Origin of the sequence: Natronolimnobius sp. AArcel1 (assembly GCF_011043775.1) — an archaeon.
Classification (GTDB): Archaea; Halobacteriota; Halobacteria; order Halobacteriales; family Natrialbaceae; genus Natronolimnobius.
The window spans coordinates 292,349-316,484 of record NZ_JAAKXY010000001.1 but is presented as its reverse complement, the minus strand read 5'-3'; the positions used below and the strand labels follow the sequence as shown (position 1 = coordinate 316,484).

The 24,136-nt window shown below is 61.8% G+C and carries 21 protein-coding genes and 1 pseudogene; 11 read left to right on the top strand and 11 right to left on the bottom strand.

Annotated features, from left to right (window positions below; genetic code table 11):
• Window positions 1-78: 78 nt before the first annotated feature.
• The gene (locus tag G6M89_RS01565) at window positions 79-783 is read right to left on the bottom strand and encodes a metal-dependent hydrolase (protein ID WP_165160044.1); all 705 of its coding nucleotides are present in this window, start codon (window positions 781-783) and stop codon (window positions 79-81) included.
• A 141-nt stretch (window positions 784-924) separates the two neighbouring features.
• Between G6M89_RS01565 and G6M89_RS01560 the strand changes: the two genes are divergently transcribed.
• From G6M89_RS01560 to G6M89_RS01535, 6 genes are all read left to right on the top strand, one after another.
• On the top strand, window positions 925-1,188 hold the full coding sequence (locus G6M89_RS01560; RefSeq protein WP_165160043.1) for a hypothetical protein: 264 nt from the start codon (window positions 925-927) through the stop codon (window positions 1,186-1,188).
• Window positions 1,189-1,271: 83 nt separating this feature from the next.
• On the top strand, window positions 1,272-3,398 hold the full coding sequence (locus G6M89_RS01555) for a DHH family phosphoesterase (protein ID WP_165160042.1): 2,127 nt from the start codon (window positions 1,272-1,274) through the stop codon (window positions 3,396-3,398).
• A 134-nt stretch (window positions 3,399-3,532) separates the two neighbouring features.
• Window positions 3,533-4,027 (top strand): SHOCT domain-containing protein, encoded by a 495-nt coding sequence (locus tag G6M89_RS01550; protein WP_165160041.1) that lies wholly within the window; start codon window positions 3,533-3,535, stop codon window positions 4,025-4,027.
• A 131-nt stretch (window positions 4,028-4,158) separates the two neighbouring features.
• On the top strand, window positions 4,159-5,514 hold the full coding sequence (locus G6M89_RS01545) for a PQQ-binding-like beta-propeller repeat protein (protein WP_165160040.1): 1,356 nt from the start codon (window positions 4,159-4,161) through the stop codon (window positions 5,512-5,514).
• A 124-nt stretch (window positions 5,515-5,638) separates the two neighbouring features.
• Window positions 5,639-7,309 (top strand): tRNA uridine(34) 5-carboxymethylaminomethyl modification radical SAM/GNAT enzyme Elp3, encoded by a 1,671-nt coding sequence (locus G6M89_RS01540; protein ID WP_165160039.1) that lies wholly within the window; start codon window positions 5,639-5,641, stop codon window positions 7,307-7,309.
• A 93-nt stretch (window positions 7,310-7,402) separates the two neighbouring features.
• On the top strand, window positions 7,403-8,449 hold the full coding sequence (locus G6M89_RS01535; protein WP_165160038.1) for a PAS domain-containing sensor histidine kinase: 1,047 nt from the start codon (window positions 7,403-7,405) through the stop codon (window positions 8,447-8,449).
• 27 nt (window positions 8,450-8,476) lie between these two features.
• On the opposite strand, the gene G6M89_RS01530 is transcribed toward G6M89_RS01535, so the two are convergent.
• The gene (locus tag G6M89_RS01530; RefSeq protein ID WP_165160037.1) at window positions 8,477-9,262 is read right to left on the bottom strand and encodes an HpcH/HpaI aldolase/citrate lyase family protein; all 786 of its coding nucleotides are present in this window, start codon (window positions 9,260-9,262) and stop codon (window positions 8,477-8,479) included.
• A 72-nt stretch (window positions 9,263-9,334) separates the two neighbouring features.
• Complete coding sequence (locus tag G6M89_RS01525; protein WP_165160036.1) at window positions 9,335-10,135, bottom strand: ZIP family metal transporter; 801 nt, start codon at window positions 10,133-10,135, stop codon at window positions 9,335-9,337.
• 144 nt (window positions 10,136-10,279) lie between these two features.
• Between G6M89_RS01525 and tenA the strand changes: the two genes are divergently transcribed.
• Both tenA and G6M89_RS01515 read left to right on the top strand, forming a co-directional pair.
• Window positions 10,280-10,939: a thiaminase II gene (gene tenA / locus G6M89_RS01520; protein WP_165160035.1), complete on the top strand. Its 660-nt coding sequence runs from the start codon at window positions 10,280-10,282 to the stop codon at window positions 10,937-10,939.
• 380 nt (window positions 10,940-11,319) lie between these two features.
• Window positions 11,320-11,718, top strand: a complete 399-nt coding sequence (locus G6M89_RS01515; protein ID WP_165160034.1) for a hypothetical protein — start codon at window positions 11,320-11,322, stop codon at window positions 11,716-11,718.
• Between the two features lie 44 nt (window positions 11,719-11,762).
• Here the strand turns inward: G6M89_RS01515 and G6M89_RS01510 are convergent, their stop codons facing one another.
• Both G6M89_RS01510 and G6M89_RS01505 read right to left on the bottom strand, forming a co-directional pair.
• On the bottom strand, window positions 11,763-12,422 hold the full coding sequence (locus G6M89_RS01510) for a hypothetical protein (RefSeq protein WP_165160033.1): 660 nt from the start codon (window positions 12,420-12,422) through the stop codon (window positions 11,763-11,765).
• Between the two features lie 152 nt (window positions 12,423-12,574).
• Entirely contained in the window at window positions 12,575-12,751 is a 177-nt protein-coding gene (locus G6M89_RS01505; protein ID WP_165160032.1) for a hypothetical protein, read from the bottom strand.
• 169 nt (window positions 12,752-12,920) lie between these two features.
• Here G6M89_RS01505 and rqcH point away from each other — a divergent pair, with 169 nt between their 5' ends.
• Complete coding sequence (gene rqcH, locus G6M89_RS01500) at window positions 12,921-15,089, top strand: ribosome rescue protein RqcH (protein WP_165160031.1); 2,169 nt, start codon at window positions 12,921-12,923, stop codon at window positions 15,087-15,089.
• Window positions 15,090-15,180: 91 nt separating this feature from the next.
• Here the strand turns inward: rqcH and G6M89_RS01495 are convergent, their stop codons facing one another.
• Both G6M89_RS01495 and G6M89_RS01490 read right to left on the bottom strand, forming a co-directional pair.
• Window positions 15,181-16,374: an ABC transporter ATP-binding protein gene (locus G6M89_RS01495; RefSeq protein WP_165160507.1), complete on the bottom strand. Its 1,194-nt coding sequence runs from the start codon at window positions 16,372-16,374 to the stop codon at window positions 15,181-15,183.
• Window positions 16,355-18,169 carry an iron ABC transporter permease gene (locus G6M89_RS01490; RefSeq protein ID WP_165160030.1) on the bottom strand — a complete coding sequence of 605 codons (1,815 nt, stop codon included), beginning with the start codon at window positions 18,167-18,169 and terminating at the stop codon, window positions 16,355-16,357. The genes G6M89_RS01495 and G6M89_RS01490 overlap by 20 nt, the downstream gene beginning before the upstream one ends.
• 102 nt (window positions 18,170-18,271) lie before the next feature.
• On the opposite strand from G6M89_RS01490, the gene G6M89_RS01485 reads away from it, so the two are divergent.
• Window positions 18,272-18,586, top strand: a complete 315-nt coding sequence (locus G6M89_RS01485; protein ID WP_165160029.1) for a thiamine-binding protein — start codon at window positions 18,272-18,274, stop codon at window positions 18,584-18,586.
• 150 nt (window positions 18,587-18,736) lie between these two features.
• On the opposite strand, the gene G6M89_RS01480 is transcribed toward G6M89_RS01485, so the two are convergent.
• Both G6M89_RS01480 and G6M89_RS01475 read right to left on the bottom strand, forming a co-directional pair.
• Window positions 18,737-19,858 (bottom strand): thiamine ABC transporter substrate binding subunit, encoded by a 1,122-nt coding sequence (locus G6M89_RS01480; protein WP_165160028.1) that lies wholly within the window; start codon window positions 19,856-19,858, stop codon window positions 18,737-18,739.
• Between the two features lie 62 nt (window positions 19,859-19,920).
• Window positions 19,921-21,708, bottom strand: a complete 1,788-nt coding sequence (locus G6M89_RS01475) for an asparagine synthase-related protein (protein WP_165160027.1) — start codon at window positions 21,706-21,708, stop codon at window positions 19,921-19,923.
• A gap of 122 nt (window positions 21,709-21,830) precedes the next feature.
• On the opposite strand from G6M89_RS01475, the pseudogene G6M89_RS01470 reads away from it, so the two are divergent.
• A pseudogene (locus tag G6M89_RS01470) lies at window positions 21,831-22,098 on the top strand (hypothetical protein).
• Between the two features lie 27 nt (window positions 22,099-22,125).
• Here G6M89_RS01470 and G6M89_RS01465 read toward each other — a convergent pair.
• Both G6M89_RS01465 and G6M89_RS01460 read right to left on the bottom strand, forming a co-directional pair.
• Entirely contained in the window at window positions 22,126-23,325 is a 1,200-nt protein-coding gene (locus G6M89_RS01465; RefSeq protein ID WP_165160026.1) for an MFS transporter, read from the bottom strand.
• Between the two features lie 182 nt (window positions 23,326-23,507).
• On the bottom strand, window positions 23,508-24,032 hold the full coding sequence (locus tag G6M89_RS01460) for a hypothetical protein (RefSeq protein ID WP_165160025.1): 525 nt from the start codon (window positions 24,030-24,032) through the stop codon (window positions 23,508-23,510).
• Window positions 24,033-24,136: the final 104 nt, after the last annotated feature.

Sequence of the window (24,136 nt, the reverse complement as noted above, 5' to 3'; positions counted from 1 at the left end):
GCGGGCCAGCGATGAGCAGTGCCCGCCTCACGGGCGGAGCAAGCGACGCAGTTACTCGAGAGCGCAGCGGACGATGCGTTACTCGAGGCTAAACGGCTCGTCGGCCTCGAGAATGTGGACGTCGGCGTCGCTGACGGCGGCTTCGAAGTCTGCGGGATCCTGTTCGATCGGCGGGAACGTATCGTAGTGTTGTGGGAACGCATGGGCTGCGCCGGTCCAGTCGACGGCGACGCCGGCCTGTTCCGGTCCCATGGTGAAGTGATCGCCAATCGGGACGATAGCGGCGTCAGGCTCGAGATAGTCGCCGATGACGTCGCGCATCTCCGAGTGCAGGGCGGTGTCGCCGGCGTTGTACAGCGTCGTCGAGTCTGCGGCGGTCGGCTCGCCGTCGGCGATGACGAACCCGGCTGGCATGCCGGCGCTCTGGTCGTTTTCGGTCATAATGCCGTTCGTGTGGTCAGCACGGACCATCGTGACCGTCGCGTCGCCACACTCAACGGTGCCGCCGAGATTCATGCCCATCCCGCCGACGGCGTCCTCGAAGCCGAACTCCGCCTCGCAGTACGAGACGAGTTCCGGCGTCGCGACCAGCGTCGCGTCCGAAAATGCCTCGGCGTGGGCGATGTGGTCGGCGTGGCCGTGTGTCAACAGGACGTAATCGGGCGTCTCGAGGTCCGACGGCTCGAGGTCGGTCTTCGGGTTGTCGAAGAACGGGTCGATCAACAGGTCAGTCTCCCCAACGGTGACGTGCCACGTCGAGTGGCCATGCCAGGTAAGCTCCATAGCGTGTGTTCGATTGACGCGAAATGGCCTTAAAAGTAGGTGGCTGCGGCTACACTGTCGATTTTCGGGGAGGTAATGTGGCCGGAATAGTGAGGGATCGAATGCCACGACGTTTTTTACCCGGAGGCCATACGAGAGCGTATGCTTGCACTGACCCTCGAGGATTTCATGGTCGAGTTGAACGATGGATCGATCAAAAACGTCGGCCCGAAGAACAAGTCGGCAACGGTCAAACTGTTCGATGTCGAGGATGCTGAAGCGCGCGAGTTCGGTGACAAACGCGCGAAGCTCGTCTTCGAAGACGAGGAGGGCAACGAGATTCAGGTGTCGCTGTTTCCCGAACAGGTCCGCAAACTCGCAGACGATATTGAGGCACTTGAGGCGGAATCACCGGCGTTCGAGTAACCGATCAGACCGATTTAGTTCGTCGCTGCGGCGCGAAGACATTTCGACAACCGTTTTAGGGCGAACCTGCTTGAACCGAGTAGATGGGTAACTGTATCATCTGCGGCACCGCTGTCGACGGGAAGATTTGCGAGAGCCACGAGGAGGACGCCGTCTTCGAGTTTACCGGCTCGTCCGCCTCGCAACTCTCCCCCGGACGGTACTACCGGGGCACCGTTGACGGCTACGCCGACTTCGGCGTGTTCGTCGATATCGGCGATCACGTCACTGGCCTGTTGCACCGAAGCGAACTCGACCAACGACTCGAAAGTCTCGATTGGGAACCCGGGGACGATGTGTTCGTCCAGGTTCTCGACGTCCGCGACAACGGGAATATCGACCTCGGCTGGTCGATCCGCCAGCGCGAACGCGAATTCCGCGGCAAACTCGTCGATACTGGTAGTGAGGAACTGCTCCCGGACGAACTCGAGAGCGACGAGAGCGAGCCGGAAACGGACACCGACGAGACCGCTGACACATCAACCGAAACCGACGCCAGCGCCGACACTGACGCTGGCGCTGACGCTGATGCGGGCGACCTGCAGGCTGCCGCCGATCCGTCATCTGGCGGCTCGGGCGGCTCCGTCGCTGCTGAATCGCCTGCTGCGTCCACCCCGCCAGCGGACGACGCAACCGACGCCGACGACACCACTGCGGACGAACCCGCACTCAACCGAACGACTGTCGATGCAATCGACAACCAGGTCGGCAGCATCGTCCGCCTCGAGGGCGAAATTACCAGTATCCGCCAGACCAGCGGCCCAACCGTCTTCGAGCTGCGCGATGAGTCCGGCACCGTCGAATGTGCTGCGTTCGAGGAAGCCGGCGTTCGTGCCTACCCCGACGTCGAACTCGACGACATCGTCGCCCTCGAGGGCGAGGTCGAACGCCACAACGGCGACCTGCAGATTGAAACCGAATCGCTCGACATTCTCGAGGACGATGACCGCGACACCGTCGTCGACCGCCTCGAGAGCGCAATCGAAGCGGAAGCCCGACCGACCGAGGTCTCGCTCCTTGCAGACCACGACGCCGTCGCTGCCGTCGAGGACGAACTCGTCGGCGCTGCAACGGCAATCCGCCGCGCAGTCATGGAAGCACGTCCCGTCGTCGTTCGCCACGCCGCGACCGCCGACGGCTACGTCGCCGGTGCCGCCATCGAACGCGCCGTGCTCCCGCTGATCCGTGAGAAACACACCCGCGAAGACGCACAGTATCACTACTTCGAGCGCCGTCCACTCGACGGGCGTGTCTACGGCATGGACACCGCAACCGACGACGTGACCTCCATGCTCGAGGCGCGCGACCGCCACGGCGAGCAACTGCCGCTCGTCGTCCTCGTCGACGCCGGCTCGACCGAGGAGTCGGTTGACGGCTACGACCTGCTCTCGATTTACGACGCCGAGTCGATAGTCATCGACGACAGTCACGCCGACGAGGCAATCGTCGACGCCGTCTCCGTCGCCGCTGCCCCATCGCTTGCGGGCGCTGACGTCTCCGACGTGACCTCGACGGCACTCGGCGCAAACGTCGCTGCCCACATCAACGACGACGTTCGCGACGACCTCGCACACCTCCCTGCGGTCAGCTACTGGGAGAACGCACCCGCGACCTACGTCGACCTCGCAACTGAGGCTGGCTACGACGAGACCGCACTCAGTGACCGGCGCGAAGCCGTCGCACTCGAGGCGTACTACCAGTCCTACAAGGACAAACGCGAACTCGTCGCAGACCTGCTGTTCGACGGCGGTGCTGACGGCGACCTCGCAGCCCACGTCTCCGAGCAGTTCCGCGCAAAACTCGAGACCGAACTCGAGACGGCCCGCGAGAACATGACGACGGAGTCCGTTGACGGCGTTTCGGTCGCCGTCCTCGACACCGGCGCGTTCACGCACCGGTACAACTTCCCGACGACGACGCTCTTGCTCGATGAACTGCACCGCCAGCAAGACGAGTCGGCCGTCACCCTCGGTGTCGGTGACGACGAACTGCACGTCCGCGCAACTGACTCGCTGAACGTCCGCGACCTCGGCGACGCTGTTGCTGACCGCGTTCCTGAAGCCGGCAGCCACGTTGTCGGCGGCGAAGACGGCCACCTCGAGTTCCTCCCCGGCGAACGCGACGCCGTCAAGGAAGCCGCACTCGAGGCACTCGGCGAGACGCTCGCGTAAGACGACACCTCGGACGCAACCCGTGTCCAGTTCCTCCGCTCACAACACACCAGAGAGTGGCGACACCGTCTGGGGCGTCTCCGTAACGCGAACGCGTGGAAACAGTTTTCGCGGTCTGACGCGTGAAAGACAGTATGAGTGACGATCCTGCGACACGGGCTCGAGAGAACGCCACGGAGATCGCATCGATGGTCGTCACAGGGCTCTGGCTCGCCCTGCTGTTAGCCGGGAGTAGCTTCTGGCTGCCGGTCTTACTGCTTGGCTACATCGTCGTTATTCCACTCGTAGCGCTCCTGTACGGCGACGAGGCGGATCGAGCGGAGTGGTGGGACGAGGAATCCTGGGACGACTGGTGGGGAACCAGTGAGAGCGAGGACGCAAGCGAGCGCGAAACCGCGTCAACCGAGACACAACCACGCACCGCAGACGAGTCGACGCCCGGCGACGCCCTCGAGACGCTGCGCGAGCGCTATGCTGCGGGTGAGATCACTGACGACCAGTTCGAACGCAAACTCGAGCGTCTGCTCGAGACGGAGTCACTCGAGGATGTCGAGCAGCGACACCAGCGTACTCGAGAAACGAGTGTACGGGACCGGGACCGCAATCGGACACCCGAGTACGAGACCTGATTCAACCGAATATCCTCGAGTAGTCACTGATAGCCAGTGGCGACCATCCTTCTCGATCCCACACGTATTTTGAAAGCAATATCCTCACGTGAGAACTTATTTAGTTGATTGGTTCTGACCTTTCGTATAATATGACAGAGGGATGGAATCGAACGCGGCGACAATGGCTCGCCGTCTGTGGTGGGACAACGACAGGTCTGGCAGGGATCGCCGGCTGTCTGAGTAGTGACGATGATTCAGGAACTGACACTGGTGACGGCGCCGACGGGGCCGAAGAGACTGACAACGGTGATAACGAACTCGACGAGACAGATGAAGCTGACAGCAGTGAGTCGACTGAAACGGCCACTAGCTCGTGGCCGATGGACCGATTTACCGCCGACAATCAAATGGTCGCCGACGACCGGAGCGGTCCTGACGGCCCGCTCGAGGAACGCTGGACGGTCGAAGTAGAGGACGTGACGCTGTCGGCTCCCGTCGTCGATCACGGACAGGTATACGTTTCCGACGAAACACCGACGCTCCACGCAGTCGATCTAGCGAGCGGCGAAATCGAGTGGACGTTCGAGGCAGAACTACCACCACGAGCGCCGTCGAACCCGCAGTGGGATCCGACGACACCAGCAGTGACCGACGACGCCGTGTACTTTCTCACCGACAAACTCTACGCGATTGACCTGGACGACGGTGAGGAGTTGTGGTCGATCGAACTCGGGTCGTTGTACGCTGGCGATATTCGCATCTTCGAGGGGATCGTCTACGTCAACAACGACGGAGAGTTGTACGCGATCGACAGTGACGCCGAGGACATTATCTGGGAGGACGAGGCCAGTGGGACAGAGGATATCGCGATTGGAGAGGATGGAACGCTCTTTGTAATCCGGCGTACGAACAACGATTTCGAAGTTATAGCGTTCGATGTCTTCGAAGATGAACGACTGTGGACGTATTCGCCGCCAGGAAACAGTCCGGCCGGATTTGAGCTGATGGTCCGAGACGGAACGGTCTATACGCACGAAGAAACCAGTGTTGTCGCGATTGATCCCGGAACTGGCGATGCAGAAACAGTAGCAGAGTACGAACAAACAGAAGAGACGTATCCAGTAAATGGCCCTGCACCAACAGTTGCGAACGGAACGATCTATTCGGGGGGTGCGTATAATTACCCTTCAGTGTTTGCGACAGGTGTGGAGACTGGCGACGAACCCAGCGAATGGGAGTCAAAGAACATTGAGGGCGGCCCAAATGGGCTTCAACCATTCGTCTCAGATGACACGCTCTACATCTGGCGTGATCTTGGATATACACATCTGCATGCTCTCGATCCAGAAACGGGAGCGGAACAGTGGACGACGTATACACTCGATCACATAGAGACAAGCCTCCACGGATCTATGGTTGAGGGATATGCGATTCTCGAGGATTCTGTCGTCCTAACCATCAACAGTAATACTGGCCAAGTTATCGTAACACTCGATCCCCAATAACCACGAGAACGGTGACCTCTCATCGATCCCGATAGGGTTGTAACAGGCCACAGTCGAACCGCCGAGACCAGTGGGGGTCGCGAGTCCGACACGCTTATTCGCGCCGCGCGTCCAAAGACGTGTAGTGAGTACCGAGACGCCCGATTCCGACGATCCCACGGAGACGGAGGCTTTCCGGCAGGTCTGTGAGACGCTCGTCGAGCGGATCCTCGCGGGCGAGATCGAACGCGACGAGGTCGAAAAGGCCAAACTCGAGGCCTGTTCGGAACACTCGGCACCCAAGGTGCCCAAAAACTCCGAACTCCTCGATCACGCGGGTCAGGAACACCGCGAGGTCTTAGAGGAGGTCCTCCAGCGCAAGCCCGTCCGGACCGCCTCCGGCGTGTCGCCAGTGGCGATTATGACCTCGCCCGAGCGCTGTCCCCACGGCAAGTGTCTGTACTGCCCTGGCGGCCCCGACTCGGAGTTTTCGTCCTCCCAGAGCTACACGGGCGAAGAGCCTGCGGCTGCCCGCGGCGTCCAGAACGACTACGACCCCTACGGGCAGGTCACGCTGCGCCTCGAGCAACTGCGCGAGATCGGCCACCCGGTCGACAAGGTCGAACTGATTCTCATGGGCGGGACGATGACCGCCCGTTCCCATGACTATCAGGAGTGGTTCGTCAAGCGCGCACTCGAGGCGATGAACGACTTCGACGTGGACAAGGAGCCAGAACCAGCCGAGGGCGTCAGCTTCGCACAGGACCCCGACGAATACGAATGGAAGTACCTCGAAGACGTCATCACTGAGAACGAGACGAACGACATTCGAAATATTGGGACGACGTTCGAGACGAAGCCCGACTGGTGTGATCCCGAACAGATCAACCGGATGCTCGATCTTGGTGGGACGAAAGTCGAGGTCGGCGTTCAGACCACCTTCGAGCGCATCAATCGGGAGATGCACCGCGGCCACGGCGCACAGGCTTCGATTGAGGCCAACCAGCGCCTGCGCGATTCGGCGTTCAAGGTCGGCTTCCACATGATGCCCGGTCAGCCGGGAATGAGTAAGGAGATGTGTCTCGAGGACTTCCGGCGTATCTTCGAACAGGAGGAGTGGAAACCGGACTACCTCAAAATCTATCCGACGCTGATCGTCCGCGGCACCGCAACCTACGACTGGTGGCACAAGGGAGAGTACGATCCACTGGGCAACGAGGAAGCCGCCGAACTGGTCGCCGAGATAAAGGATATGATCCCGCGCTATACGCGTCTCCAGCGCGTCCAGCGCGACATTCCGGCGGACTTCATCGATGCGGGTGTCTGGAAGTCGAACCTTCGACAGTTGGCCCGAAAGCGCATGGAGGACCACGGCTGGTCCTGTGACTGCATCCGCTGTCGCGAGGCCGGAATGAACGACGAGGAACCCGAGAACGTCGACCTCGAGGTCATGACCTACGACGCCTGCGGCGGCACGGAACACTTCATCTCCGTCGAGGACTTCGAGAAGGACCTCCTGATCGGCTTCTGTCGGCTGCGGTTCCCAAACGACCCGGTTCGGCGGGAACTCGAGAACGCGGCGCTCATCCGCGAACTTCACGTCTACGGTGGTGAGGTGACGATGGGTGAGGAAGGCGAATCGGGCCAGCACCAGCACCAGGGGTACGGTCGCCGCCTAATGGAAAAAGCGGAATCACTCGCCGCCGACGCCGGCTACGACAAGGTCAGTGTAATTTCGGGGATCGGTGCGCGGGAGTACTACCGGAACAAGCTGGGCTATCACCAGGACGGACCGTACGTGAGCAAACACCTCTGATAGCGGACGGTCTCGAAAGTACGCTTTCAGCACAGGAGACATCGAATTGGGAACGACAGCCACGTTTATCCGCTACAGTACGGAAAGAAAGATATGAGTAATTCCTCGCTCAGTCGTCACCGCGACTTTCGCGCCCTGTTCGATCAACTCGACGGGGTCGCACTTTGGACGGTGACAACACCCGGTGAGTTCGACTACATCAGCGCTGGCTTCGAAGATATCTGGGGGATTCCGGCGAAAGAGGTTCAAGAAGACGTAAGCAGGCTACTGGAGACCATCCATCCCGATGACCGAGACCGTGTACGCGAAAATATTGAATCATCCGGCAACGAGCCCGCTGACGCGACATACGAGGGCCGTGTTGTTCGACCGGACGGCTCGATCCGGTGGGTGCTAACGTATCAGATTATTCTTCGAAACGACAACGGCGAGATTACCGAAGTCGTTGGCATCTGTACGGACATCACGGAGCAAAAGCATCGGGAACAGGAACTCGAGATTCTGAATCGGGTTGTCCGTCACGACGTTCGAAACGATATGGCAATTGTGCTCGGTTGGGGAGAAATGCTCGAGGAACACGTTGACGACGAGGGTGAAGCGTATCTCCGGAACATCCTCGATAGCGGCGAACACATTGTCGAGGTCACCGAAATCGCTCGTGACTACGTGGAGGCGTTGTCGTCAAACGACGAACTCACGGTCGAACCAGTTTCACTGTGTTCAGTCCTCGAGACGGAATTATCGCTTCGGGAAGAGTCCTTCCCGGAGGCGACGTTCGTTCTCGAGGACACGCTTCCCGACAGTGAGGTCGCTGCCAATGGGATGCTCAGTTCGGTGTTTCGAAATTTGTTGAACAATGCTGTTCAACATAACGACAAAGACAACCCTGTCGTTGAACTCTCGTGTGAGATACGTACCGATACCGCCGTTGTTCGGATCGCTGACAACGGCCCCGGAATCCCGGATGAGCAGAAGGACGTGATCTTCGGAAAAGGTGAAAAAAGTCTTGGGAGTCCCGGGTCAGGAATTGGTCTCTATCTCGTTCAGACGCTGGTTTCTCAGTACGGTGGCGAGGTCTGGGCCGAAGACAACGATCCGACGGGAACGGTATTCGTCGTCAAACTCGCTCGAGCAACCTAAACCGGAGAATGGTCGTACGACCGCCAGTCACACACCGTCGCGTCCATCGAGTGCGTCCTCGAACATCGTAATCGCCTGTGTCGCGCCCGCCTGAATGTAGTCAATGTCGACACCAGCGAGGACAAAGTCGAACCCGCAATCGACCCAGCGCTCTATTTCTGCCTCCTCGAACGCCAGCGTTGCAACAGGTTTGTCGACGGCGTGACCAGCCTCGAGCACGCGATCAACAGCCGACAGGAAATCGTCGCTCTCCGTTTCGCCGAACATTCCGAGCGCAGCGGAAAGGTCAGCAGGACCGACGAAGAGCCCGTCGAGGCCGTCAACAGCGGCGATTTCCTCGACGTGCTCGAAGCCGGCTTCGGTTTCGATCTGGGCGATGGTGACGATTTCGTCGTTTGCCTGCTCGAGGTAGTCGGGGAACGCCTCGCCGTAGCCGGTTCCGCGGCCGTAGCCAACGCCGCGAACGCCGTCGGGTGGGTAGCGCGTGGCCTCGACCAATTCGCGGGCATCCTCGGGCGAGTCGATCATCGGAGCCATGACGCCGCTGACGCCCGAGTCGAGCACGCGTTTGATTTCTGTCGCGTCGTTTTCTGAGAGGCGGACGATAGAGCCAACCTCGCGGTCGGCGCTCGCCGCGTCGACCGCCCGGACCATCTCGGTGATCGTCTCGAGTGAGTTCGTCGAGTGTTCGCCGTCGATGACGACGGCGTCGAACGCGAGGCTGGCACTGAGTTCAGCGATTGCGGGATCGCCCAGTGCAACCCAAGTTCCGACAAGTGGCTCCCGATTACGAAGTTCCGATGCGAACGTCATGGCGCAGCGTTAGTCCATCACCGAGAAAAGGTCACGGATACCGCCTGGGGTGGTCGCCTCGGCTGGCGCAACTCACACTGCTAAGACGGTGTCGACGATGAGCATCAGCGCGAACCCGGCGACGAACGTTGCTGTTGCGGTATCGGCGTAGCCATGGCCGTGACTCGAGGGAACCAGTTCGCGAAAGACGACGGCGATCATTGCACCCGCGGCGAAGCCAGCAGCGAGCGGGAAGAGACCGGTAACGAAGACGACCAGCGTGAACCCGACGGCGGCAGCGATTGGTTCTGGAACGCCGCCGGAGAGCGTGGTATAGAGGATCGTTTTCGGTTTCGAGACGCCAGCGCGGACGGCGGGAACGGCCATCGCGAACCCATCGGGCACGTTCTGGACAGCAATGGCGGTGGCGATGGCGAACCCGAGTCCAGCCTCGCCGCTGGCGAATGCGATGCCAACGGCGAGGCCTTCGGGGACGTTGTGGATCGTCACCGCGCTGCCGACCAGAAGCGCCCGGCGGCGGTCGTCGGCCGTGACCGTTTCGTCTCCGGTGTCCGCAGTCTCGAGCGCTGCCGTCCCCTCGAGTTGGTCGCCACGAAATCGAAGATGGAGATGCGGAATGAGTGCATTCATTCCGAGCAGGAAGCCAGCCCCGACACCGAGGCCAACGACGACCTCGAGCGGCGTCCCCAACTCGAGGCCGGGGACGATGAGTGCGAACATCGCAGCCCCAACCATGACGCCGGCGGCGAAACCGAGTGCGCCGTCGTAGAGGCGGTGACTGACGCGCTCGGTGACTAGCGTCGGTATGGCCCCGAGGCCAGTCGCACAGCCCGCAACAAGCGTCACGGCGATGACGAGTGTAAGACTCGACACACGCGTGACACACTCCCTGAGGGCAAAAAGACACCTGTCGGTTGAGCACACTCGTTTGTCAACGTTGTCGCTGCCATCAACAGCTGAACAAGCCGATTGTAGTAGTCAGTTATAACTCACTCGAGGCGCTCGAGTACACCATTGATGGCGTTCAGCGACGACCTGCTCGAAGAGGGCGCATCGATCTGGGAGGCACAGAAACAGCACCCGTTCGTCGAAGAACTCGCGGCGGGAACGCTCGATGACGCGGCCTTCCAACACTGGGTGAAACAGGATTATCGCTACCTGCTCGATTACGCGCGGCTGTTTGCACTCGCCGGCGTCAAGGCACGCGACGAGGAAACGATGATGCGACTGCTTGGCGTCGCCCACGACGTACTCGACCACGAGATGGATCTCCACCGTGAGTTCGCAGCGGACTACGGCATCTCGAGGGCGGAACTCGAGGCTGTCGAGAAAGCGCCGACCTGTGTCGCCTACACGAATTTCCTCGTTCGGACGGCGTATGAGGGATCACTCGCAGAAATCGCAGCGGCACTGTATCCCTGCATGCAGGGCTATCTTGACGTCGGCGAGCACATGGCCGAGTTGGCGACGGACACGCATCGGTACACGCCGTTCATCGAGATGTACACTGGCGAGGAGTTTCGTGAGGCGACGGCCTGGTGCCGCGAATTCGTCGACCGCTGTGGCGAACAGTACCCAGGTGAACACGAGGCCATGCGCGAAGCCTTCCTCACGAGCGCAAACCTTGAGCACCGATTCTGGGAGATGGCCTACACGCTCGAGGGGTGGGAACTATAGTAACAACTGAAACTGTTTACACCCAATCGCATGACGGCTATGCGATTGGGTGTGCACTGACTGTCAGTGGCTACTATAGCTGACACCGCGTCAGAATCGTATCACTGACCGTGTGTGTGTGACAGAGACTACCAATACACCAATCGAAGATTGGAGTAGAGAACACTGTTCTTGTATATGGAATGTAGTTCAATATCACAGCGAACATCCTCACTGTGAGAGACGTGCTATTCGACGGCTTTTCTCCAAAGGTCGTTCGGGATCTCGAATCCAAATCAGTCGGATCGAGCGCAATTGCCGGTGATATATGGCGATGAATAGGTCTGAACAGAATCAAACATCCGAAACACCTTAGCATGGGTGTATAGAACATGGTGCGTATGTCGGTGCCACGATTCGAAAACGGGAGGCGAGTTATTCAGAACTGGGACCGCGTGTTTGAAGCAGCACGGGCAGAGCCGCGGCGACAACTCATATTTTCGCTGCTGGATGCCCCGCCGGAGGCATCCGTCCCGCTTCCGGAGAGTGCGATCAATCCAACCGTTCCGGCAGATCCGACTGCGCTTCGTCAGGAACTCATCCACTGTCACCTGCCACAGTTGGCTGATCGCGGATTCATCGAGTGGGAGCGTGACCCACTCATCGCAATGCGCGGTCCGCGATTTACCGAAATCGGGGCCGTTCTTGCGGCGCTTGAGTCCGCCGCGCCGGACCTTCCCAACTCGCTCGTCGACGGCTGTCAGCGACTCGAGTGTGAGCGCGAACTGAATCGAGAGTAAACCGGCTAACGACTGGTTGCCGGGTTTGGTGTGCCCACTATCGGTTACTCAATCGAAATCTCGAGTTCGAGAATACCGAGGTACGATGGGGCGTTTCCGCCGCTCGTGCGGAACTCAGTTGGGGTCGAATCGACGTACTGGTAGAACTCGTTTTGTGTCGATGGCATCATGACGCGCCCGTCTTCGCCCTGCAGATAGGCGGGCGCGTTGGTTTGTCGCATTCGCTCGACTTGCTCGTCCCAGCCCTCGCCGCCGTGGAGAAAGATCCCGAACGAGAAGCGCCCGGAGGCAACGGCCTCGGCTTTCGTTTCGAACTGGTCGGCTTCCTCGACTTTGTACTCCTCATCGCTGAGCCAGGCGATGGCCGCCAGTCCCTGCGTGCGCAGCAAATAGAAATCCCACGAGTTCGTGTTGTCGAACTTCGCCCAGCAGTTGCGCGGGCCGACCGTATTGATTTCGACGCTGAATGCGGGCCGTCCCCGCGAACCGGTCGGTTCGTGGACGAACGCCCCATCGTGGCCGGGAACGCGAATCCCGCGGTCGTGATAGACCAGCCCATCGACATCGATTCCGAGGTCGTTGTGCGTGTTCAACTGCTCGAGCAAGTCCAGTATGGCGATCCCACCGTCGGCCTCGAGTTGCTCGAGCAGTGACGGGATTTCGCGGATGTCCTGCCAGGGACGATGGCCACTCGGCGTGCTCATGGGTGTCCTCCGGTTCGCTCGAACGAGTTCGATCGATCGACGGGAGCGCCGTTCATAGGTGTGTGAAACGGGTCGACCCGGATTAGCTTTTCCGACCACGGCGGACGGATCGTCGCGGCTGCCGGCACGTCCCGGCCCCATCTCACCGCTCGCTACCTGCGCCCCTCCGTGCGGAAATAGTGAAATTCGGATAGCTCGAGAGCGACTCCGACGATGCCGACCGGAAGCGCCACGACCAACAAAAGTGCGCCGGTACCGAGGGCCAACTCGCCGAGTCCGCCGACGAGTGCGAGAACCATCGCGAACCGCTGGATTGCTGCGCCAAGCATATCGATGACGTCTCAGTAACCGAACTTTCAGACGATAATTGATTCGGTTGGACCGTGATTGGAACGAAAAGAGAGTGCGTCCTCGTTTCATCCGCTGAGTGATCGAACGGCCTCGACCGAGTCCGGTTCGGAGCGACACGCCTTTTTGACAGCGCTGGGCACTGATAGTATGGAGCAAAAGCGGGAGCTTACGAGCGTCGACCTTGCCGCCCTCGTCGAAGAACTCGGCGCATTCGAGGGTGCAAAGGTCGACAAGGCCTATCTCTACGGCGACGACATGGTCCGCCTGAAGATGCGGGACTTCGACCGCGGCCGGATGGAACTCGTCTTCGAGGTCGGCGAGACCAAACGTGCCCACACGGTCGCCCCCGAGCGAATTCCCGACGCACCCGGGCGACCGCCGCAGTTCGCGATGATGCTGCGGAATCGCCTCTCAGGCGCGGACTTCGTTGACGTCGAACAGTACGAGTTCGACCGCATCCTCGAGTTCACGTTCGACCGTGACGACGGGACGACCCGGATTATCGTCGAACTGTTCGGTCAGGGCAACGTCGCCGTGACGGACGGCGAGTACGAGGTGATCGACTCCCTCGAGACGGTCCGGCTCAAATCCCGAACCGTCGTTCCCGGTTCGCGCTACGAATTTCCCGACACGCGGACGAATCCGTTGACGGTCTCTCGAGAGGCGTTCGACCACGAGATGAACGACTCGGATACGGACGTGGTCCGGACGCTCGCGACGCAGCTCAACTTCGGTGGCCTCTACGCCGAGGAGGTTTGTACCCGCGCTGGCGTCGAGAAGGCGATGGACATCGAGGAAGCTGACGAACGCGTCTACGACCGGCTCTACGAGGCCATCGAGCGACTCGCACTCGACACGCGAAACGGGAACTTCGAGCCGCGACTGTACCTCGAGCGCGACGAGGAAGACGACACCGACAGTGAAGAGGCGGACGGCGACGGCGCAGGCGGTGACGCAAGCGAACAGGTCATCGACGTGACACCGTTCCCGCTCGAGGAACACGAAGCCGAGGGGCTGGTCGCGGAGGGCTATGACTCGTTCCTTGCCGCACTGGATGACTACTTCTTCCGGCTCGAACTCGAGGACGAGTCCGAACCCGACCCAACGGAACAGAAGCCCGATTTCGAGGAGGAGATCGCCAAGTACGAGCGGATCATCGAACAGCAGCAGGGCGCGATCAGTGGCTTCGAACAGGAAGCAGACGATCTCCGCGAGCAGGCCGAGTCGCTGTACGCCGAGTACGGACTGGTCGACGACATCCTCTCGACGATCCAGAACGCTCGCGCGCAGGATCGCCCCTGGGACGACATCGAGGAACGCTTCGAGGAGGGCGCCGAGCAGGGAATCGAGGCCGCTGAGGCGGTTATCGACGTCGACGGCAGTGAGGGCATCGTCACGGTCGAGGTCGACGGCGAGTACATCGACCTGATCGCTCACGACGGCGTCGAGCAGAACGCCGACCGACTCTACACCGAAGCCAAGCGCGTCGAGGAGAAAAAGGAGGGCGCGCTCGCGGCCATCGAGGACACCCGCGAGGATCTCGAGGATGCAAAGCAGCGCCGTGACCAGTGGGACGCCGATGACGGCGACGAGGACGAGTCCGATGAAGACCACGACGACACAGACTGGCTGTCGATGCAGTCCGTTCCAATTCGAGAGAACGAACCGTGGTACGACCGCTTCCGCTGGTTCCACACCAGTGACGGCTATCTCGTCATCGGCGGACGCAACGCCGACCAGAACGAGGAGTTAGTCAAGAAGTATCTCGAGCCAGGTGACAAAGTCCTCCACACGCAGGCCCACGGCGGCCCCGTTACCGTGTTGAAGGCGACTGATCCGAGCGAGGCGTCCTCGTCGGATATCGAACTGCCCGACTCGAGCATCGAGGAAGCCGCCCAGTTTGCGGTCTCGTATGCGTCTGTCTGGAAGGACGGCCGCTACGCGGGCGACGTCTACGCCGTCGACTCGGATCAGGTGACGAAGACGCCCGAGAGCGGCGAGTATTTAGAAAAGGGCGGCTTCGCGATTCGAGGTGACCGAACCTACTACGACGATACACCGGTCGGCGTCGCTGTTGGGATTCAGTGCGAGCCGTACACGCGCGTCATCGGCGGCCCACCTTCCGCCATCGAGGGACAGGCCGAGACGATGATCGAACTCGAGCCAGGGCGCTACGCGCAGGCCGATGCAGCAAAGCGACTCTATCGGCAGTTCCGCGAGGAATTCTCGGACGAGTCGTTCGTCCGGAAAATCGGAAGTCCGGACCGCATCCAGCACTTTATGCCGCCGGGTGGCAGTCGAGTTGTCGAAGAGTAGGCGTCTTCGAACCTGGCTCCGTGAGCGAGCCGACGCTTTTGGTTTGACCCGTCGTGCAGAGTGATAGTCGCGGTTGCCTGGGGCGATTCCCTTACGAACTGTCGATTACGTGTGCTCCGTCAGGCTCGAAGCCAACGGTGACGGCGCCGGACGGTGGCTCACGACTCCGTGCAACGAGCGTGCGGTCGTGCCACTCGAGGTGGACGCGAGTCGTCTCACCGAGGAACTCCGCGCCAGTGACGGTTGCGGTCGTCGCGTTCGGCGAGTCAGCCGCTCGGATTTCCCCGCCGGCGCTGCGACCCTCGAGTGTGAGGTGTTCGGGTCTGACACAGAACGCGACGTCGTCACCCGACACAACATCGCGATTCGAGACATCGACTGCGAACGTCTCGAGCCCGACATCGACAGTTGCGAGCGCATTGCTCACGTCGCCAACAGTGCCGGAAAAGACGTTGTTGTCGCCGACGAACTCGGCGACGAACCGGGTTTTGGGGCGGCGATAGATCGTCCGTGGCGAGGCGACCTGTTCGGGTGCGCCCTCGCGCATGACGGCGACGCGATCCGAGACGGCCAGGGCCTCCTCTTGGTCGTGGGTGACGTAAATCGTCGTAATTCCGAGTTGGCGCTGGATTTCCCGCACCTGAATGCGGAGTCGCTCGCGCAGTTGCGCGTCGAGTGCGCTCATCGGCTCGTCGAGCAACAACACGTCGGGGCCGGGTGCCAGCGCGCGGGCAATCGCAACGCGTTGTTGCTGGCCGCCCGATAGCTGGTCTGGGTCGCGCTCGCCCATGCCCTCGAGATCGACTAATGCGAGGAGTTCGTCGACGCGTTCGTCGTCGGGGACGCCGCCGGGTGCGTCAGCGAAGTTGAGGCCGTAGGCGATATTTTCGGCCACGCTCATGTGGGGAAACAGCGCGTAGTTCTGGAAGACAACGCCGACGTCGCGCTCTTCCGGTGGGACGCCGGTGACGTCTTCGCCGCGGAATCGAATCGTGCCGTCGGTCGGCGTCTCGAAGCCTGCGATGAGTCGGAGCGTCGTTGTCTTCCCACAGCCCGATGGCCCAACGAAGGTGAAAAACTCACCCTCGTGGACCGCAAGCGAGACGCCGTCGACGGCCGTCGTCTCAGCATACTGTCTGGTGACGCCCTCGAGTTCCAGCGCGATTGGGGCGTCGGAATTCGGTGCCGGACCCGCGGCGTCGTCTGTCGTTTCTTGTTCTCGATTTCGCTCTCTGTCTCGCGCTCGAGTACTCGAGCGTGGTTCTTCAGATGCCAAAGCTCTCACCTCCAAGTCGGTCGATCACGATGAAACTGATGCTCGTGACGACCAGTAAGACGACGCCCATTGCGGTTGCCGGTCCGAGCCGACGCCCGATGAAGCGTTCGATCGCGATCGGCATGGTATACTGGTCAGTCCCCGTTGCGAGGATGATCGTCGAGGAGAACTCTCCCATCGAAATCGCAAAGGCGAAAGCCGCGCCGGCGACTACGCCCGGCCAGACCAGCGGCAGTTCGATGTCGATCAGCGCTCGCGCCCGCGACGCACCAAGTGCTCGCGCGGATTCAATCAGCGACCGATCGACCGACTCGAGGCCGGGCGCGACCGTCCGAACGACGAACGGGTAACACGAGACGGCGTGGGCGGCGACGATCGCAACAGCCCCGGCGACAGAAATCCGCCAGCTGCCGATCTCGAAGCCGAAAACGGGACCACGAAGCAGGCCGATACCAACGATGATTCCGGAGACGGCCAGCGGTGCCATCAACACGGCGTCGACGATCTTCCGGCCGCGATACCGGCGAGTCGTCAGCACCGAGACGACGACACCCATCGGCAACGCAATCGCGAGCGCGCCGAACGCAAAGAGTAGCGAGTTCCGAACGGCGTCCCAGGGCCGAACCTGGAACGACGCGGCCGTCTCCTGGCGCTCGAGCAGGAATCGGTAATGCTCGAGGGTGAACCCACCCCCGCCGGTGACACTCGCATAGAGTAAGCTCACGACGGGCGAGACGAAGACGAAGAGGGCGACAACGCCGTAGACAGCCAGTCCGAATCGCGGTGCGAGTTCCCGAATCGAGAGCGACGGCGGAGACAGCGACCGTCGCGGTAGTGGGCGAATCCCGCGTGAGCGGACGACGTGGGTTGCCTCGTACCGGAGATAGCCGTAGAGAACGCCCAACGAGATGAGCAGTTCGATAATCGCGAGCGCGGCCGCTTCGGCGTAGTTCAAGTCCTGGATCTGCCGATAGACGAACACCTCGACAGTAGCCAGTTGGAACCCACCCAGTGCGAGGACGATTGGGAACGTACCGAAGGTGAAGACAAACGTGAGCGCGCCACCCATCAACACGGCAGGATACAGTTGTGGGGCGACGACATCCCGGAACGCTCGGAACGGACTCGCGCCGAGACTGCGGGCTGTCTCAATCGCGCTCGCGTCGACCGACTCCCAGGCCGCGGTTGTCACGCGCGCAACCAGCGGCGCGTTGTAGAAGGCGTGAGCCAGCAGGATCACCTCGAGCGAGGGGACCAGCGAGACGGGGCCGAGTCCGACTGCGGCCAAAGCACTGTTGAACGTCCCGTTTTGGCCGAACGTCGCGACGAAGCCGATGGCGACCATGATCGACGGCAGGACGAACGGCAGGATCGTCAGCGCACGCAGCGTCCGCCGCCCACGGAACTCGTAGCGAGCCAGCAGGTAGGCCGCGGGCACGCCGAGGACGACACTCAGCAGGGTCGACAGCACCGCTTGGTAGGTCGTGAAGCCGAAGATGCTGGACGGACGACCGCCCAAGAGAGTGTCACGAGCGACGGTGAGCGCCGACTCACCGTTCAAAATTCGTGCGAAACCGCCGAAGTAGAACGGATCCCGCACGACCTCGAGGAAAACCGAGAGCGTGACGACACCCTGGACGTACACCGACTCGAGAAAGACCGTCGCGACGGGGTAATAAAACAGGGCCACCAGCACGATTGTCGTGGCGACGGCGAGGGCGGCAATCGCACGGCGTTCGATGCTGTTCTGGATGCGACGTGTGGCGGTATCTGTCTCGGCGTCGGCCGTAGTTCGCTCTGTCATGATAACTGGCTCCCCATCTTCGAGTCGGTCGATTTCAGCTGGTCGCCAGCGGCGACACCGTCGAACCCAACGACTATGGGTCGGTCGGAACAACCCGGTGGTATGAGCGTGTTTGCACTACTGCGCGTGACGCCAGTCACTGAGGACGATATCACCGAAGACGTCGCTGCCGCGATCGACGCCCTCGAAGAGCACGACGTCGAGTACCAGACGACGCCCATGGCGACCATCCTCGAGGCCGAGGACGTCCACGAACTGTTCGCGGCGTGTGCGTCGGCCCACGAGGCCGTCGGGACTGCCGAGATCCAGACACTGGTCCAGGTCGAGGAGAAACGCGAGGTCGAAATGGCTGCCGGCGACAAAATCGACACCGTCGAGTCCGAACTCGGGCGGGAAGCCCGAAGCACAGGGGAGTAAGGACGGCTCCAGCGAGTTCGCCGGCGATTCATTTTGAGCGGGTAACGTCGACGACGTGAGCGATGCGTCTCGCTCGCACCGGGTACTCGAGCGGCTGGAGTTGGTTTGTGAGACACGTGAGTAAGTCCGTTGGTGGTGCCGACTCCGGCGTTAGCTGCTTCCAACGACTTCGCGCTCCCACTCGTCGAGCCATCCCGAAAGGTTGCCCTCGAGTTCGTCGTAGCCGAAGAAGACGGTCTCCTCGGGCTCGATAGCGTACTCGGCGTAGGCTTCGGGAAGTTCGGTTGCCTCGTTGACGGGACCGGTGACGTTGCGCTCGGCGATGACGCCCTGAACTTCGGGCTCGAGGATGAAGTCCATGAACTGGTGGGCCAGGTCGTCGTCGGTGCCGTCGGCGAAGCGGGCCATCCCGGCCATGTTGGCGTAGCCTTGGTCATGAAGCGTCGAAACCTGGTGTTTCTCCATGTCGTTGTCGCCCCGGTATGCGTAGACCCGGTCGTTCGTGTAGGAGACAACGACTGGCACGTCTTCTTCTTCGAACTGGGTGTAGACGTCGGCCCATGCGTTGAGGACCCGAACGTCGTTGTCGACCAGGTCCGACCAGTAGTCGAGATAATCGTCCTCGCCGAAGTGGTCGATCGTCCAGAGGAAGAAGAGCAGCCCTGTCGTCGAGTCGTGGGGGCTCGAGAGCGCGATCTGGCCCTCGTAGCGGTCATCAAGGAGGTCATCGAACGTCTCGGGACCCTCGATGTTCCGGCCGTCGTAGACGATGCCACTGTGACTGCGAAAGACCGGGACTGCGCGGTCGTGTGGGTCGAAGTAGTACTCGTCGCCGATGTCCGCAGCGTTCGAGAGTGCGCTCTCGTCGGTCGTCGCGAACAGGTCGCCGTCAACGCGCTCGTCGACCCGAACGAGGTTTTGTGGTCGGACACCGACGTAGAGTTCGGCTTCGATGTCCTGTCCGTCATTGTGACGTTCGGCGTAGTAGTTCAGTTCCTGGTCGGGGAACTGCCACTCGAGTTCGACGTCGTGGCGATCCTCGAATTCGTCTTTGATCCACTCGCCCGGACTGTCACTGGGCGCGTCGACGAACGAGGAGTAGGTGCCGACGGTCAGTACCTCGTCTTCGTCGACGGAACCGGTGGTTCCGCCGTTGCCGTTCCCGTTACCGTTGTCATCACCATCGCCGCCGTCGATATCGACTGCAGAACAGCCAGCGAGGCCGGCTGTCGCAATCGCCGTCCCGGACGTAAGAAACGTGCGTCGTCTCATCACTCCGTGGTCGCACCCGGTGGTACGTAAGGCTCGCGCTTCGCAGATCTTTCAACTGGAAGTCACGACGGCTCGGTACTCGAGTCGCTCGGGTCGTCTGTCGGCAGCGACAACTGAGAGTCCGGGGTGGTGCTTTCACCGTCGGAGAGATCCAATCGTCCCGTTTCGGCCAGCGTCCGAAGCGCGTAGAACCCCCGCTCCGTCGGCAGTCGCTCGAGTAAGGCGTTGTCAACCGCGCCGTCCCACGCCAGCGGGTGCTGGCCTGGCTCGCTCCACGCCTCCCGCGGCGCGAGATACGGTGGGTCCCACTCGCCCCCACGTTCGGTGAACTGTTGCGCCGGCGTGTGGCGAACCAGCGCGAGGTGTCGGTCAACCGGTGAGAGCGTTCGATCCGTGATTGAAGCCCGGTCGGTCGGTACGTCGGCGACTGTACGATACCGGTCCACGGCAAGATTCGCATGGGCGCGCTTTTCGCGTCGGTGCTCGAGTGGCACCTGCTGCCACGCGCGGACGTAAGCCGGATCCCACAGCGGGAGCCACCAGTCGACGTCGGCGTTCTCGTAGGTCCGCAGATCGCCGTTGGTGAACGTCGACATTCGCCCGCGCCACTCCCAGCGCTCGTAGGCTGCGGCGGCGCTCGCGGGGCCGTCGATCATCGCCGAGTCGCGCTCGCCGAGTAGTCCGCGTCGGATTCGCTCGCGCGCGGCGGCGCGAAACGCATCGTCGTCCCACCCCCACAGGCTGTAATGGATCTCGAGGATGTACTCGAGGAGTCCCTCGAGCGAGGGGGTGACGGCCTCGCTGCCCTCGTCACCAGAACCGCACCCGACAGCCCCAGTAGCGGAGTCGTCGCCTCGTGACTCGCCCGCAAAGACCGGCAGCCGCTCGCTCGGCGTCGCGACGGTGTGGCCGGGACAGTACAGCGCGTCCGTTGGAAGTCGCTCATCCTCGAGCAACAGCCGAAGTGCGGGCCATTCAGCGAGAAACGGGAGCGCGTCGCCGCCGAATGCCTGCGTGCGGTACTGCTGGCCTACCTCGCCGTGATACCATTCCGCCCACAGCGCCTCGTCGTAGGGGACGAACTCCCAGCGAATGCCAAGTCTCGAGGCCACCTCGCGGCTCATCTCCACGTCGGGGTGGCCCGAACGGCCGAACGTGAACCCGATCACCTCGCGGCCGCGCTCGACGAGCGACGCAGCGAGCAGGCGCGAGTCGTACCCACCTGATAGCGACAGGACAATCGGCCGATCTCCGGCGACACGCTCCAGTCGGTCGAGGGCAATCTCGAGTGCCGCCTCGAGTCGTGTGGCGTGATCGGTTCCGTTCGCTCGTTCGGTCCTATCGTCGCCATTCTCGAGCGAGCCGTCCGGCCAGTACTCGCGGTATGTCTGTCGCCGCACGGTTCCGTCCTCGAGTCGCACGACTTCGCCGGGTTGGACGGCACGAACGCCGCACCAGATCGTCTCCGGTCCGGTCACGTACCGCGTGAGCAAGAACTCGCTCTCGGTGACGGGGTTTCGGTCGGCGTTAGTCGTGTCGCGGACGACGCGGCCGCGGTCGGAGACGACGCGGCTGTCCACGTCGTAGTACAGCGGGATCGAGCGTGCGCCGTCGGCGATGAGCGTCGTGCTTTCGTCAGTCGAGACCACGGCAGCGTAAAAGCCCTCGAGTTCGGCGGCGGCCTCCGCGACGGCCTCGAGTGGGTCCGCGGCGGGTGCGGTTTCGACGGCGTCCAGAAGGTACGTTGCCAGCGCTTCACCTTGGAGCAATCGTCCGTCGGCGAACGCCCGGCCGCGAACCGCGACCTCATCGACGCGCGTCCAGTCGGGTCCGCACAGCGTCGTCTGCATAGGTTGTGGTCTGCTTTCCGCGAGACGTATATAGAGTCGGCGGCTGGGCCTCGGTCTTCAACTTCGTCCTCGCCTGCACCAACAGGGCAAGCGCACACGGGCGGGGCTGCTGATGCTTTCGTATGACGGACGCAGAACTCGGCACCGCAAAAATTGTCTACGAGACGCCCGACGGCGAGATCGACGAGGTCACCGTCGACAACGAACACATCGCCTTCTTCCAACAGCACTGGCTGTTCGCCTACGATGTCGACGACGAGAAACGACATCATCCGACGGGTTCCCCACGGTCGCGTCCACTACGTCGAACGCTCCGTCGAGGAACTCGAGGACACCTTTGACACGACAGTCGACAAGGCGAAGGACAAACTCGAGGAACTTCGGGAGTGAGCGACGCCAGCAGGGTTGACGGTATCGCTACGTGGTGTTGCCCTGGGGGAGCCGGTCAGCGTTGGCGAGTGCGCCCATTACAAGCACAATAATGGCGACGAAGATGGCGTAGCCCTGGAAGACGCGGGTGTAGCCGAGGCCAGCCTGTGCGAGCAGGCCGACGGCGACGCTGCCGGGGGCTTGCATGAGCATCATAGTTGCGCTGAACCCGGAGTAGGCGCTGGCGCGATTTTCGTCGGGCAGGGTATCGAGCAGGTAGGCGTCGGCGACTGGGAACAGGCAGTGAACGATCAGTCCCATCGCGACCGAGACGAGCGCGATTGCGATGAAGCCCTCGACCATGGTAAGCGCGAGCAGCGTGACGACAAAGCCGACAAGCGTCGCGAATAGCACGGGGAGATAGGAGAACCGATCTGCGAGTCGGCCGGCGATGACGAACGAGGGAACGCCGGCAGCGAACATCACGGTCAGTAGCGTCGTGGCCTGTCCAGACGGAATATCTTTCGCCACACCGAGATAGGTGACGTAGAAGTTGAACACGCCCTGCCAGACGAAGCCCGCGAAGCCGACGAAGATGATGCCGACGGCGATCAATCGCCACTGCCGCCGAATCGCACCCAGAAAGTCGCGGTCGTCAGCGCCGGCGGTTGGCATGTCAGCGTTCGTCACCGCAACCCGGAAGACCATCGTGACGACGAACGCACCGACGGCAATCGCGCCGAAGACGAGTCGCCACGTGCCGAGGATGATCGCGAGTGAGACCAGAAACGGCACGCTGACAGCTGCCAGTTGCGAGAACATCCCGCGGATGCCGACCGCCAACCCGACGCGCTCGGGGTAAAGTTCGCTCACGAGCGGGTTCGCGGCAATGTAGAAAACACCTGTCGCGAGTCCGACCAGAAATGCGCCGACGATTGTGTAGCGGATGTCCGGCGAGATGGCGGTGAACGCCGACGTAATCGAGAGAAAAAGCCCCATCGCGAGGATCGTCCGCTGGCGACTTACGTAGGTCAGCAGATAGCCCGTCGGCAACCTCGAGAGCGCGCTGCCAACCCAGACGGCCGTTGCCGCCAGCCCAGCCGTCGCCGGGTTGATCCCCATCTGAATGAAGACGTCAACCAGGGGCGCAAAGGCGATACGGACGCCGTTGACGAGAAACGAGAGCAGACAAATCGAGAGAAAGACGCCGAGTCGACCCGACAGCGACGGCACGCGCTCACGGATCATGCTCGCACTCGAGTCCGGTCTCTTGTCGGACGCTTCGCTGGCGCGACCGAGGAAAAGACGAGTCGATCAGGATCGAATCGGCAGGCGCTGAAACGGACGGTCACACCTCTCCGTCGCTACTTCGGCAATTTGAACCTCTCGATTCGTCGGCGTCGATGGTGCTGCTAAGCGGGCGGAGCCGATCAGCCCTCGAGTTCGCGCGAGTCCGCGTCGGCGTGTGCGATACGGTCGTCCCAGCGCTGTTGGCTGTCGTCGTAGGAGGCGCTGAGGGCGATGAGAAAGCCCACGATGGCAGTTACAAGCGCGATGATTCCGACGGCGACGGTTGCGACGGGGAGTAGCGCGCCGGGAAGGACCTGTGCGGCGGTCAACAGCGCGGTGGCGGTCACCGCTGCGATGAGCGCGAGCAGGCGACCGAAGCGGCCGATTCCGAGCCACTGTCCGCCGCCGCGTTCGGTGCGGTCGGCCAGTTCGTTCAGGACGCCGCTGTACTCGCCAGTCGTGGCGTTGCCAAGCGAGTGAACCGAGTGGGCGACCCACAGCCCGGCGGTGAAGTTGAGCAGCGCGACGAACGAGACAAGGCCGAGTTGGCCGCCGACGAACAATCCGGCGAGGACGGCGTTAACGAACGCAAGCACCATGACGCCGTGGATGACGAGCGACCGGGAGCCGAATGACTCGAGCGTGGAGACGTGTGCGAGTTTCATATGCTACCATAGGCCGCACCGCGGATACCACTCGTCCCTAACAGTGCCAAGACCGGGAGACGACGCCAGGACATCTCTCGAGACGCAGGGACTCGAGGGATCGC